Source organism: Proteiniphilum sp. LBM24028, assembly GCF_056629195.1.
This window is the reverse complement of sequence record NZ_CM152817.1, coordinates 1,934,267-1,947,507: the sequence shown is the minus strand read 5'-3', so window position 1 is coordinate 1,947,507 and position 13,241 is coordinate 1,934,267. Positions and strand designations below refer to the sequence as shown.

11 protein-coding genes are annotated in these 13,241 nt (G+C 37.6%); 4 read left to right on the top strand and 7 right to left on the bottom strand.

The window, feature by feature from the left end; translation table 11 throughout:
• Positions 1 to 27 precede the first annotated feature (27 nt).
• The 5 genes from AC1HCU_RS07535 to AC1HCU_RS07515 form a co-directional block, all read right to left on the bottom strand.
• On the bottom strand, positions 28 to 1,524 hold the full coding sequence (locus AC1HCU_RS07535; protein WP_480364820.1) for a sulfatase: 1,497 nt from the start codon (positions 1,522 to 1,524) through the stop codon (positions 28 to 30).
• A 67-nt stretch (positions 1,525 to 1,591) separates the two neighbouring features.
• Complete coding sequence (locus tag AC1HCU_RS07530) at positions 1,592 to 3,367, bottom strand: RagB/SusD family nutrient uptake outer membrane protein (protein WP_480364818.1); 1,776 nt, start codon at positions 3,365 to 3,367, stop codon at positions 1,592 to 1,594.
• A gap of 12 nt (positions 3,368 to 3,379) precedes the next feature.
• Complete coding sequence (locus AC1HCU_RS07525; protein ID WP_480364816.1) at positions 3,380 to 6,796, bottom strand: SusC/RagA family TonB-linked outer membrane protein; 3,417 nt, start codon at positions 6,794 to 6,796, stop codon at positions 3,380 to 3,382.
• Positions 6,797 to 6,930: 134 nt separating this feature from the next.
• Positions 6,931 to 7,845, bottom strand: coding sequence for a FecR family protein (locus tag AC1HCU_RS07520; RefSeq protein ID WP_480364814.1), 915 nt, complete (start codon positions 7,843 to 7,845; stop codon positions 6,931 to 6,933).
• A 51-nt stretch (positions 7,846 to 7,896) separates the two neighbouring features.
• Positions 7,897 to 8,457: an RNA polymerase sigma-70 factor gene (locus tag AC1HCU_RS07515; RefSeq protein WP_480364812.1), complete on the bottom strand. Its 561-nt coding sequence runs from the start codon at positions 8,455 to 8,457 to the stop codon at positions 7,897 to 7,899.
• 169 nt (positions 8,458 to 8,626) lie between these two features.
• Here AC1HCU_RS07515 and AC1HCU_RS07510 point away from each other — a divergent pair, with 169 nt between their 5' ends.
• The gene (locus AC1HCU_RS07510) at positions 8,627 to 9,232 is read left to right on the top strand and encodes a DUF4230 domain-containing protein (protein WP_480364810.1); all 606 of its coding nucleotides are present in this window, start codon (positions 8,627 to 8,629) and stop codon (positions 9,230 to 9,232) included.
• Between the two features lie 167 nt (positions 9,233 to 9,399).
• Positions 9,400 to 9,825 carry a hypothetical protein gene (locus AC1HCU_RS07505; protein WP_286860992.1) on the top strand — a complete coding sequence of 142 codons (426 nt, stop codon included), beginning with the start codon at positions 9,400 to 9,402 and terminating at the stop codon, positions 9,823 to 9,825.
• 58 nt (positions 9,826 to 9,883) lie between these two features.
• Here AC1HCU_RS07505 and AC1HCU_RS07500 read toward each other — a convergent pair whose 3' ends face one another.
• Both AC1HCU_RS07500 and AC1HCU_RS07495 read right to left on the bottom strand, forming a co-directional pair.
• On the bottom strand, positions 9,884 to 10,420 hold the full coding sequence (locus AC1HCU_RS07500) for a GNAT family N-acetyltransferase (protein WP_480364806.1): 537 nt from the start codon (positions 10,418 to 10,420) through the stop codon (positions 9,884 to 9,886).
• An 89-nt stretch (positions 10,421 to 10,509) separates the two neighbouring features.
• Positions 10,510 to 11,226: a DsbA family oxidoreductase gene (locus tag AC1HCU_RS07495; RefSeq protein ID WP_480364804.1), complete on the bottom strand. Its 717-nt coding sequence runs from the start codon at positions 11,224 to 11,226 to the stop codon at positions 10,510 to 10,512.
• A gap of 224 nt (positions 11,227 to 11,450) precedes the next feature.
• Here AC1HCU_RS07495 and AC1HCU_RS07490 point away from each other — a divergent pair, with 224 nt between their 5' ends.
• The gene (locus tag AC1HCU_RS07490) at positions 11,451 to 12,008 is read left to right on the top strand and encodes an RNA polymerase sigma-70 factor (RefSeq protein ID WP_286860982.1); all 558 of its coding nucleotides are present in this window, start codon (positions 11,451 to 11,453) and stop codon (positions 12,006 to 12,008) included.
• A 199-nt stretch (positions 12,009 to 12,207) separates the two neighbouring features.
• The gene (locus AC1HCU_RS07485; RefSeq protein ID WP_480370951.1) at positions 12,208 to 13,233 is read left to right on the top strand and encodes a FecR family protein; all 1,026 of its coding nucleotides are present in this window, start codon (positions 12,208 to 12,210) and stop codon (positions 13,231 to 13,233) included.
• The last annotated feature ends 8 nt before the right edge of the window (positions 13,234 to 13,241 follow it).

The window sequence follows — 13,241 nt, the reverse complement described above, 5'->3', positions numbered from 1 at the left end:
ATCTATCATATCTAAATTAATTTAATGCTAGTAATTAAAAATATTTCCTTTTTCCCATAATGGTAAAAGTCCATTTACGATATCTTGTTCTTCATAAGCAATGTTTTTTCTTTCAAATAATTGCTGATCATAATTATACAACTCAGTAATAATCTCACTATTCATAAAATATCTCCCCATACGGTATTTCGGAGTACGCATACTTATTCCTTTTCTAAAATAGCTATAAGCGACATCATTCCAATTTTGGTCTTGTGGTGAGTTCAGAAGCGTTACCAAACTTTTGCCATCAAGTCCTTCGGGAATCTCGACACCGCATAATTCCATTAAAGTAGGATAAATATCTATGGAGCTAACTATGCGATGGTTTCTAATTCCCTTTTTTTTATTTGGAGCTAAAATGATAAAAGCACTACTAAGAGAAGTTTCAAGTAATGTGTGTTTTCCCCATACTAATTGATCCCCCAAATGCCATCCATGATCTCCCCACAAAATGATGATTGTATTATCAGCTTTTCCAGACTGTTCCAGAGCATCCAAAACTTTCCCTATTTGAGCATCTACATAACTTATACAAGCATAATATGCGTGTCGGAGTTTGCGTGCATATTCATCAGATACCGGCTTATTGAGAGATACTTTCTCTTCACCTAATAAATATCCATTAAATTCTGTACTTTCATGTAAGATAATAGGGTTAGAATTTTCAGGTATAAAAGGTGCTGGTGATAGTGGAATATCTTCCTCATTATACATATCCCAATATTTTTTTGGTGCTGTAAAAGGTAGATGAGGTTTAAAAAATCCAACAGCTAAACAAAAAGGTTTATTTTTACTTGCCAGCTCATTTATTTTTTTTACCGCCAGGTTTGCTGTTAATCCATCAGGATAACCTTCATCTGAGACATCTGCACATTCATATGGTTTCACTTGTTTGTTTCTGCTTTGTCTGTTTGATCCATCGGCATAACCAAAAAATGCATTCCATCCAGTACCCCATTTACCGGCATCAAAAAGCATTTCATTCCAACTATGGGGTAATTCAAGTTCAGATTTAACTGGTTCATTGTAACCATATAGGAGACCATCTGCATAATGACTGATTTTACCAATTCCAACAGTATAATAACCATTTCGTTTTAGTTGATGAAACATTGTTTCAGATGTATCTGTCTCAGGCTTGCCTGAAAGTCGTGTACGGCATGCTTCGTTAGAAAGATCTGACTCCCGACGTGGAAATACCCCTGTCAACATACTTGCTCGTGAGGCCCCACTAGTTGGAACTTGGACATAATGATTAAAGAACAAAGAACCTTGTTCTGCCAATTTATCTATATTGGGTGATATTACTTTAGATCCATAACAACCCAGCTCACGTCTTAGATCATCAACACAAATAAACAATACATTTGGTTTCGTATTTGTAGCCTTCTTTTGCTGATTATTGTCATTATCTGGTAAACTCTTACAACCTGGCAATAAAAACAAACTAGCAGATACTATTATTGAATATTTTGTTTTCATATACTAATAAATAAAAAAATTATCTTAGTTCCCATTCAAATAAGGAACTAAGATAATTAATATATAATTATTGTTGATCATTAATTACTGTAAGAGGAGACTGATTATTTTCAAATCCAATATAACCTTTATTTTGGTTAATAATACCTCCTGTATTACTGTCGACTGCAGTTGCAGGAATCGGCCATAGTACATGGAATGGGCTTATTTTATAAACGTTTGATCCCCAAATAATATTTCCTGCTCGATAAAATTCGTTTTTATCCATCACACGATCATACCAGTAGTTCTTTTCCGAAAAATTATTGATAGAATACCCGTTAAGATTATTGTCAGCCATAATATAAGCTATACGAGTTAATTCCGTTTTACGAAACTCTTCAGCAAAAATTTCTCTGGCTCTTTCATCAAGTATATATTCTATAGTCATTTCTAACGACGAAGCTAGAGATGCTTTTGCTCTGCTTCTTACTTTATTAACATCTGCCGCGGCTTTAATAGGTTGTCCTAACCAAATGTATGCTTCAGCTCTAAGTAAATAAGTTTCCGATAATCTAAAAAGATACCAATCAGAATGTCCTCCCCAAGGAGAAAAAGGTCTTTCTTCATCTTTTATATAAACTTTATAATAAGGAAAAGGGTACCAACAGTGAATTGTATCAATCGGGTTTGTATATTTGATATCAACTGGTTGTCCATAATATTTCGAAGATTTATTGTTATATATAAATTTATCAGTTGAAAACCAATTAACTTTCTTATCATGGCGTAAATCTGTGTTATCAGTCCAAATTTCATAATTATGATAACTCGTAGGTCTAACATATCCAACACCTCTTCCAACACTTACAAAAAACTCCTCACCAAAAGTGTCAATTGTACCTCTTTTTCCCTTTGGATCTTTAATATAATTATTCCACCACGAAGGAACATACTTTCTCATACTTTGTGTACCACCTGGTACTTCAGCATCTGGGAATCCATATTGCTCTTGTACGACTAAAATACCTTCTTTATTATCTGAAGAACTTTTATTCTCTTTCTGATGTAAATCCCATATAACATTGTATTTAGGATCTGAAGCGACTACACCAAAACGATCGAACATCAATGAATATTTACCACCATCTATCACTGCTGTTGCAGCTTCTACTGCTTTCTCAAATTGGCTATCAGCTAGAAGTATTTTAGTGTATAAATGATAACCAGCTCCTTTAGTTACTGCACCTGGAACTGCAGTCTCAGGTAGCCATTTTACTGCAAAACTCATATCTTCAACAAGTTTAGCCAAAATTGTTTTTCTTGAGTGTGTGTAAAAATCTATTTTAGGAGCAGTGTATTCAATATTTAGGAATGGAATATCTCCAAACAGATGTATCATTCTATAGTACCAATAAGAGCGATGGAAGTATGCTTCTGCAATAATGGCATTTTTCGATTCTTCAGATTTAAATTTACCTTGTTCGATTCTTGATAAAATTACATTCGTATTTCGTATCTGATTGTATCCTCGGGTCCAAATTTCATGAAAATCATAATTTCCTCCGGTACCAGTAGGTAAAACTTGCGTATCAAAATTATGAATTGCATCTTGTGCTTTGTTAGCAGAGATAGCTATATCTGAAGAAATCAACTCAGAAGCTATACCTCCTGCTTCAGCATAGAAATCAACTCTAAGGTTTTTTCTCAAAGTTACTAATACAGCTTCGAAGCCATCTTCATTTGTATAAATTGATTCTGGCGTATATATTGAAAGTGGCTTTATATTAAGAAATTCATCTCCGCAAGATGAGGCAGAGAGAAATAAAATTGCATATATTGCATATTTAATTATATTTTTCATTTGTCTAAATATTTATAATGTTAAATCAATTCCGAAGGTGAAAATTCTAGGCATTGGTGTATTCCCAGATTCAGGATCCCAACCGGACCATTTTGTAAATGTTAATAAATTCCTCGAACTTAAATAAAATCTACAACCATTTAATTTAAACGTTCCTAATACATTTTCAGGGAGATTATAAGACAAGGAAACATCCTGTAAACGAATAAAGCTTCTTGATTCGTAAATCGTAAATGACGGTGTGTTTACAGTATTTAAACGAGTTGCCTTGTTTGTTGGATTTTCTGGAGTCCAATAGGGAATTGAGTAAGCATTTCGGCGATCATCAACTTGGCTTGTTTGCATAAGAAGTCCATTTTTAGAGAAATGTCCAAGATCTGCACGTAAAAAGAAAGAAAATTGGAAATTCTTAAAGAAAGAAAATTCATTTCTTAAACCAAGACGATACCTAGGTTTTGTATACCCCTGAAATACTTTATCTTCTTGTGTTGACACACCATTATTATCAACATCCTGTAATTTAGTATCTCCAGGTGCCTTTCCAAAAGATGATGCTAATTCTTCTTCCCCTAATTGGTAAATGCCTAAAAAATTATAATCCCAAATTCTATCCAAAGCCTGACCAATAAACCATTCGTTTGTTATATCATCGGCTTCCTTTATTCCTATTATATTTCCTTCTTCGTCTGTAATATTCTCTTTGTCTCCATATAAGTGAATGATTTTATTTCTATTTAGAGAGAAGGTGAAAGTAGACCTCCAACTATAGTCTTCGTTTTCTACATTGAGACTGTTTAATGTAAATTCAAAACCTTTATTTTCTAGTTCTCCCATATTGGACATAATTGAATTATAACCTATAATAGTTGGCAAACTACGGGTAAGGAGTAAATCGTTAGTTGTCATATCATAGTAGTCTATCATGCCATGTATACGATTATTGAGAATAGAAAAATCGATACCAAGATTAAGTGCTTTAGTCTTTTCCCACTTTAGATCATTATTTGCCATTGTACTACTAAATACACCGGAAACATAAGAACCATTACTTAAATATTTAGTAGTCCCCAAACGTGAAAGTGCTGAATATATACCGATATCTCTATTTCCATTGATTCCATAAGATGTTCTAATCTTTAAACGATCTATCCAATTTACTTTAAAGAAGGACTCTTCTGAAATATTCCATGCAAATGCCCCAGAAGGGAAAATTGCGTATGGATTACTTATTCCAAAAGCTGAATAACCATCTCGTCGAATCGAAAGAGTAATCAAATACTTATTCATTAATGTATAATTTAATCGTGCCATTAATGCTGTTCCAGTAGAATAAGTGTCATCATTATTAATAGTGGGTGAACTGCCCGCGTTCAGTTGATGGTAATTTAACGCTTCACTTATAGGAAAGTCCTGATTAGATGCTACTCCTTCCCATGACTGTCTTTTTTCTGCATTATACAGAAAAGTTGCAAAAAAATCATGAATTCCGAGTGTTTTTTTCCATGATAAAATATTATCTAATTGCCATTCATATAATGAGAAATCTCTTCTTTCTCCCATTCCTCCCACTCGATCACCTTGGGGCATTGATGTTGGAATGTAATAATAGTCTTTTTCCCATTGAAGTCTATTCACAAATGACGTTTTAAAACTAAAACCAAGGGGCAATTTAATATCCGTATAAAGTGTTCCGAAAAGATCATTGAAGAGATTGAAATTATCTCTATTATAATGATTTAGAAAAGGATTAACTTCCATTCCTGAGTCATCATGAGGATACCATTTTAATTCTCCATTTTCATCATATGGGTTTCCTAATGGGCTTTGAGCTGTAGCATTCCACAGACTAACTGGTACAGCACTGTTATCCCTATTAGCAAAATGAGCGTTTATCCCAACAGTTAACCAATCAGATATTTTAGTATCTGCGTTTACGCGAGTTCTAAATGTTTTATATTCATCACCGAGTAAATAGCCTTTATTATCTGTGTAAGCCAACGACCAAAAATATTTAGTTTTGCCTGTACCATCTGAAATATTTATGTCGTAATTTTGACGTAATCCAGGACTTGTAACTGCATCAAACCAGTCATATGTTTTTCCATTCAAATAGTTTTCTTGTTCAATATCACGCAAAGCTAATCTATCCATCCACGTTTCTGTGGGATTTGAAGAGTGGGAAGCATCATAATTCTGCCAAGTTTCTATATCAACACCATCTGGTAAATTATCCGGATTCCTGTAGTAACCAGCTGGTTTAGATGGATTTGATCTTTCCTGGAAGTCTAATCTACGTTGTAGATATCCGTCTAAATCATTCGGTTTAATACTTTTTGTATAATCGGTTAAGCCTAATTGGGATGAAAAGTTAATGTACAATCTATCTTTTTCCCCTCTCTTTGTATTGATTATTACGACGCCTGCAGCTGAACGAGAACCGTATACAGCAGCAGAACTTGCATCTTTTAAAATATCTATCGTTTCAATATCTCTTGGGTTGATACTATTAATACTCCCGTTATAAATTACTCCATCCAAGACAATTAAGGGAGAATTACTTGCTGAAATAGAAGCAGGACCTCTAATTTCCATAGAACTCGAACCAGAAGCTGATGTTCCTATATTTGAATTAAAACCTGCCACAGTACCATTAAGGTAGTCAAGTATATTTGTACTTTGTTGAGTTTCAAATTGTTCTGTTCTTACTTGCGATACAGCGCCTGTCAAATCCTTTTTTCTAACTGCTCCGTAACCAATAACTACTAATTCATCTAATGACTGTGTATCTTCTATAAGGGTAATATTAAAAGTTTGTTGATTTAAAGTATTTATATTTTTTTCTATGTACCCTATGTAGCTAATTCTAACAATTGCATTATTATTGACTTCAAATGAAAATTTCCCTTCATTATCAGTAATAGTTCCATTTGTAGTACCATCTTCAATTATATTCGCACCAATAATTGCTTCTCCATTTTGATCTACAACGCTTCCGGTAATATGTTTTTTTTGTTGCTGGATTATATTTGGAGAAAGCATTTCAGAATCTATATTATCGTTTTCATTTACAGATAAAAGTATATGATTTCCCTCCATAGAGTAACTCAATTTTCTTTCTTCAAAAATTGAATTTAATACTTCAGAAACCACTTTCTGTTTTGCCCTTATAGATACCTTTTCAGTTGTATTTACTTCATTGCTGTAAATGAACAGATAATCAGTTTGTTTTTCTATGTCGTTTAATACTTCTTTTAGGGTCACATTGCGTTTATTGATCGTTACCCTAGCATTTTGGGTATAGCTTGTTTCAGCCATAGCGCAAAAGACACAGATAAGCAATAGAATAAAGGTTGTTCGCATAATCAAAAAAAAATGTTTAATGGGTATCTTTTCGGTTGAATGATTACCCGTTGGATTGTTTTTCTTCATACATTTGTAATGTTTTAAGTTGATACATAAATAATTTTAGTTTGTGTTAACGAAAACATTTGGTCGGTAGGCGTTGCAGCGCCTACCGATTTTTAGTTATAAATAGACTTATTCCATAGGCTTTTTAATATTAGTTAGTTTATATATATCGTACCCGTTTCATCATCTCTTTCGTACGTAAACTGGATGCTTTTCTGAAGTACACGGAGTGCATAATCCACTCCGTCTGATTGACGAAATTTTCCTGTGTAAGTGTGTTGAGGTAACTTGGTAGTATGTACCTGAATCCCCACATCAAAATATTTTTCCAACTTAAGTAGTATATCTTCTAAATCCTTATGGTTGAATGCGATTAAACCTTTTCGCCATAGATATTTATCGGGGTCAGTTATTTCGGTGATTAAGAATTGTCCGTTCTTAAGAGTACCATTCTGATTGGGATACAATGTGGCAAGCATGGTATCACCTTTGTATATATCAACTCCTCCCTCAAAAAGGCTGGTTTCAAAACTGTGATGTTTCGAGTATGCTTCCACATTGAACAATGTGCCTGTTACATGTATGTCTCCCTGAGCGGTCTTTACTATAAACGGTTTTTTTTCATTCTTGCTTACCTCAAAATAAGCTTCTCCATCTAAATAAACCGTCCGGGTTTCCTTTGAAAATTTTGTGGGATAGCGAAAAGTGGTGTTAGCATTTAACCAGAGATTTGTATTATCTGAAAGAATAAGATTGATTCGCTGACCTGGCGGAACATGAATAGTGTTGTACTGTTCGCCTTCATCCTTGAAACCGTACAAGTAAACTCCGCCCACTACCAATATCAGAAGAATAGCTGCTACAATACCTGCGACACGGTAAGACAATATTATGTTTTTCTCTCTTTTCAGGCTATTTGTACCAGTGAGTAGCAAGGCATCATACATCTTACGCTCCTGAAGAAAAAGTGCGTTGTGGTTGTCGGATGATTCAATCCATTGCCTGATTTGCTTTTCTTCCTGATAAGATGTTTTCCCTTCAAAAAAACGATATATTAATTTCTTATCCATACAATAATAGTTCCTCTTTCTATTATTAAAACAATCCAAAAGAAGAATACCCTAAAATAAAAAAAATATACCGATTGTCATGAAATCTTTTAAAGAAAGACGCAGGAGACTGAGTGCCTTGGATATGTGAAATTCTATGGTTTTTTGATTCAGATGTGTCTCTTCGGCGATCTCTTTGTAGGTCAAGCCCTGTTCTCTGCTTAAAGAAAATATTTGCCGTGTTTTCAGGGGTAATTTTTTTAAAGAGTTGTCAATGATTTCTTGAATCTCCTCCGAGAAAAGATGATCGGGATCACAGGCCTCCAATGTGGCAATTCGAATTTGAAGCAACCATTTGGTGTGATCTCTTAACTCATCAGCAACCCGTTGATGGATTTGCTGATGCTTAAGGTAGTTCAGACACTTGTTCCTGACGATTGTAAGCACATACGCCGGTGGATTGGTGTTGGGTAACAAATTTTCCCTGTTTTCCCAATACGCGGTGAATGCCTCCGAGACAAAATCCTCAGCAGTTTCCACCTCCCTCACGTAACCCAATGCAAAACGAATATATCGCCGATAGTATTCATTAAACAAGGTATTAAAGTGTTGTATGTCGGAAGATTGGCTCATGCAAGGATACATTGTCCGGCAAATATATACAAAACTTTACACCATACAATCAATTTTAACGAAAAAAGATGAAGCATATACCTTGTCCATTTTGAAAGAAAAAATTGATAAATTCTTTTTTCTATCACATAATGACTATTTTTGTGATGAAGGAAAATTAAGATATTGTATGAGAAAAATAACGTTGCCCACACTGTTTTTCTTTCTTACCACGTTAATCCTGGCAGTTTTGCTTTTGGTAAATAACAGAGGTGGTGAAAAGGAAAGGGGGTATGACAGTACTGCGGTGATGACCCGTATTTCTCATATCCGTGAATTGGCTTTGGTAAAACACAATTATACCGGTGTAATCGGTTATAAGGATTACAAGAAATTTCTGAACATGAATATTCCACTGACCGATAAGTATTTCCTGTTAAAATACAATGGATATATCAAGGCGGGTGTAGATTTCGACCGGATAAAGGTAAAAGTGGAAAATGACACTACCTTGCATGTCTCCATTCCCAAACCGAGGGTGCTGGATACTGTGATCGATGAGAAATCGGTGGAAGTTTATAACGAAAGCGAAAATGCGTTTAATCCAATAAAAATTGCGGATTACAATGAGGCGCTTATCAGAGAGAAAAACGTGATGATCAACGATGCCATCAATCAGGGTATTCTGGTAGATGCGACGGAACAGACAAAGCTGGTGCTGATAACACTCCTGCAGGAGATGGGTTTTACCCGGATTAAAATTACTGAAGAACTTGCTACCCCGTCGGTCGATTGAATAATTAACCAGAATGTTTGTGATGGACGGTGTAATAAAAATAAAATAATAATGTAGTTAATAGCTTGAACAACATGAAGTTTACTGTCAGACTGTTTATTTACTGGGTTTCCATTTTTCTGATTTTTTTCATTGGAATTCAGATCGTGGTGTATATATTATGGAAAATGAGACTGGAACCCTGGCAGGGTACATTGGTTTTTTTGATTGTGGGAGTGATACCACCTGCAATAATTACCTCTTTTTTCTATAAACGCCTTGATTATATGGAGTCCGAAAAGCTGGATCCGCCTTCTTTTACAGGACAAAAAAAGGCCCAATTTCAGTTCAAAGGGCGTACAAATCAACCCTTCGATGAGATATTGCAGCGTGTAGACCGCCAATGGATCATCTCCTTCTCCGACAGGAAAAATCATGTGCTCAAATTCAGAACAGACGCCAGAATGATTTCCTGGGGACTGGGAGGGTATCTGAAAATGGAAAATGACGGGAATGTCGTAGTGATTGTTTATCCCATCAGTCCACGGTCGAAAAGAGAAAAATTATTTGTCAATCAGACGCTCCGGTTAATACATTCTATTTTAAACCGCTAACTCGTTGTTATTAACTCACATTATTTTTCGCACTCCTCACACGCTATCTCGTGTGTCTTTATTGTTCTCTTTCACAGTAGCGGATTACCTCTTCGTTCACAAAGCGCAGAAAATTGTTGTGTTGCTCCTTGGTGATCATGCGCGGATAACTCAGGATGAGCAACTCTTGTGCTTTCGCACCGAGCCTGTAAGGAAGATGCACAAAACGGTAAGGAGTGAGCGTATACCCTGAACGTTCGTAGAACTGGAGTCTGCGTACCGACAATTCATTGCTGAGCGGATCAATTTCGAGGATGATCGTATGCGCGGAATCGCGCAAATGCCGCAACAGTTGAGAACCATATCCGTGTCCCCGCAAATCCGGATTTACGGCCAGATGTTCCAGGTAACGGTAAGAATCCCATTCCCAAAAGAACATCAGTCCAATTAACTCCCCTCCTTCCCATGCCGACAACGGAAAAAAACGGCCATCATTGCAGGCTCGCAAATGGTCGTCCATCTTACGCCGTTCGGCTACCGGAAAACTCTCCTCATACAGGTTCCAAACACTCCTCCAGCGGATGCTGTCTTCGGGGGTGATCTCCAAGTATTCCATGACTGGCCTTAATTTAAAAGTGGAAGCGACAAAGGTACCACAATCCTGCAAAAAAATAAAAAAACTTTTGCCCGAAGTGAGTCTGGAAACTAAATCTCACAAGTACCATCGGCTTTGCATGACTTACCTTTGCTGATTTCCAGTTCTTTTTCTTTGGCAGTACGGTTTTTCCATGCGTCGTATGCCTTGTGCAATACCTTCACAAACAGATCTACAGGTTCCGATCCCACAATGGCTTGGCGCCGATCCATCAAGAATGTGGGCACCGTGTCGAACCCAAGGTTGGCAGCCTCCTGCATATCCTGTTTGATCTCATACAGATAGTCCTCGCTGTGGAGCATTCGTCGAATCTCTTCTTCCTCCAGCCCGGCTTCCTTTCCAATGGAAACAAGCAGTTCCCAATCGCTGTAATCCTTTGCATCCTCGAAGTAAGCCTTGCCGAGTTTTCCCACCACCAGTGAGTCGAGCCCCTTTTCGGCGGCCAGCTTAATCAGGCGGTGCGCATCGCGTGTGTTGGCAGCCACAGAACGGGGCAGGTTGAACGGCACACCCAGGTTATCGGCCATCTTCTTCAGGTTGGCAAACATGCTGTCGATTCCCTCTTCAGGATATCCGGCACTGTTTACAAGATACTCTCTCACCGGATACCCGTTTCCCTTGTCGGGCAGATTGGGGTTTAGCTGAAACGCCTTCCATTCGAGCTTCACTTCATCGGCATGGGGAAACTGCCGAAGCGCTCTTTCGTAATGTATTTTCCCAATGTAGCAATAGGGACACATGATGTCGGTCCACACCTCAATTTTCATTCTTTCTGTTCTTTTTTCAGTGAGTTTATAGTCATCCTAAACAACTGCTCCCCTCTTTTTGTTTATTGCAGTGATTGTCCTTTTTTAATTATATGGCATCGTTTCCGGTTTTTTTATACATTTGGGATTTAAATAAAAATAATGTTAAGATTGGGGCTTGCAGGCTCTTCCCGATTAACTGTTGTCAGGCCTGCCCCGATCCAGCTTAGGATGAAACTTGGTTCATGAATAGCAAGAAAGAAGACAGAAATATTATCCACACACAGTACAAAGCATTTTATTTGCAATATGCCGGAGAATTGATCTTTTTTGCCCGAAAGTTTGTGGATCAGTATACAGCCGAGGATATTGTGCACGATCTTTTTCTGAAAATATGGGACAGGAAATCAACCCTCATCGCTGGCGGGAATGTCAAAAATTATTTGTTCTCCATGACGCAACATGCCTGCATCGATTACATCAAGCATCAGACTATAGAGAATAATTTCCTGCAGAAGCATGTCAGGCAGCTCCAACTCGACGAGCTGAATTATTATGCATCCTCAACCGATGACTCTCGGGATAATGAAGAGATAGAATCATTGTATGTCTCCATCGAAAAGCTACCGCCCAAACGCAAGGATGTGTTCAAGAAGTTCTTCCTTGAAGGGCAAAAACATGCCGAAATAGCCCGGCAGCTACAGATATCCGTCAGAACCGTGGAGACACACATCTATCAGGCCTTGAAATTTCTCCGCGAAAACACAGTCTGGGTTCTTTTCCTCGGTCTCTGTCGTTTTTAAAAACAGGGCAGTCATATCACTTTTACCGCTTCTAGGATTCATGTCATTGTCCGTGTTGGATTTAGATTCACGCTTGGCAGGTGAAACCTGAATTATTTTGTGTTAAATGGAGTACGTAGTTCCCATTTAACAATCGTATTTACATAAAAGAGCCATACATGAAGAAGTATAAAAACAACTCTTTTTAGTTAAAAATGATATGTGTAACACCGAAATAGATGATCTTATTATCCGTATTCTTGATCGGAGACAAACCGATGAAGAACTACAGTCTTTTCTTCTCTGGTACCAAGCCAGCGAAGAAAATAAGCAGCTTTTTTTCCAGCTTAAAGATATCTACGAACGTCGCAAGGGAGGGTTATACCCCGATGAACAAGCAATTTCAGCCAGTTGGAATCGTCTGTGCGATAAAATGAAAAAGCAACAGGCAACCACCATACAGCCCCGTCTGAGCAAGAAGCCAGACCGATATGCCCGAACCGTAATATGGGCGATAGGAGCGGCAGTCGCCCTGGTGTTGATTGTTTCCGGTATTCTTTTCATGACAGAGCGCGAAGAGGTCCGGTGGATCGAAGTAGAGACGGCACCACGCAGCGAACCTTATTCTGTTTTGCTGTCCGATGGCTCCACGGTGCTGTTGAATGCTTCCTCCAAGTTGAAATACCTCGAGAAGTTCGAGGGTAAAAGCCGGGAAGTTTATCTGGACGGAGAAGCTTTTTTTACCGTCGCCGGCGACAAGCGGCTTGCCTTTATAGTACATACTGATCAGCAGGATATCAGGGTACTGGGTACCCAATTCAATGTGCAGGGTTATTCGTCCGATCCCTATACCGTCACCACGCTTATCAGCGGCAAAGTAAAGCTTCTCACATACAACAGCAGCCATCATCTCAAAAAAGAGATCGTGATGCTTCCCAATCAACAGCTTTTTTTTGATAAACAACGCAACGACGCTTCCATTTTCAGGATCGATCCTTCTGAAACTGTTGCATGGATGAATGGGGTCTATTCTTTCAGAGATGCACCTTTGGAAGAGATTACACGGCGTTTGGGAAAAGTTTTCGGAATTGCTTTCATTGTGCCGGATGAATCGGCACGGGAAGAAAAGTATACCGGAAAATTCTTTTCCAACCAATCGCCCGAGGAGATTGTCGGGGTGCTGAACTTCAAAGGTCAGTTCCGGTCGGAATTCCGTAACGATACCCTCTTTCTTTTAAAAAGATGATGCCGTAT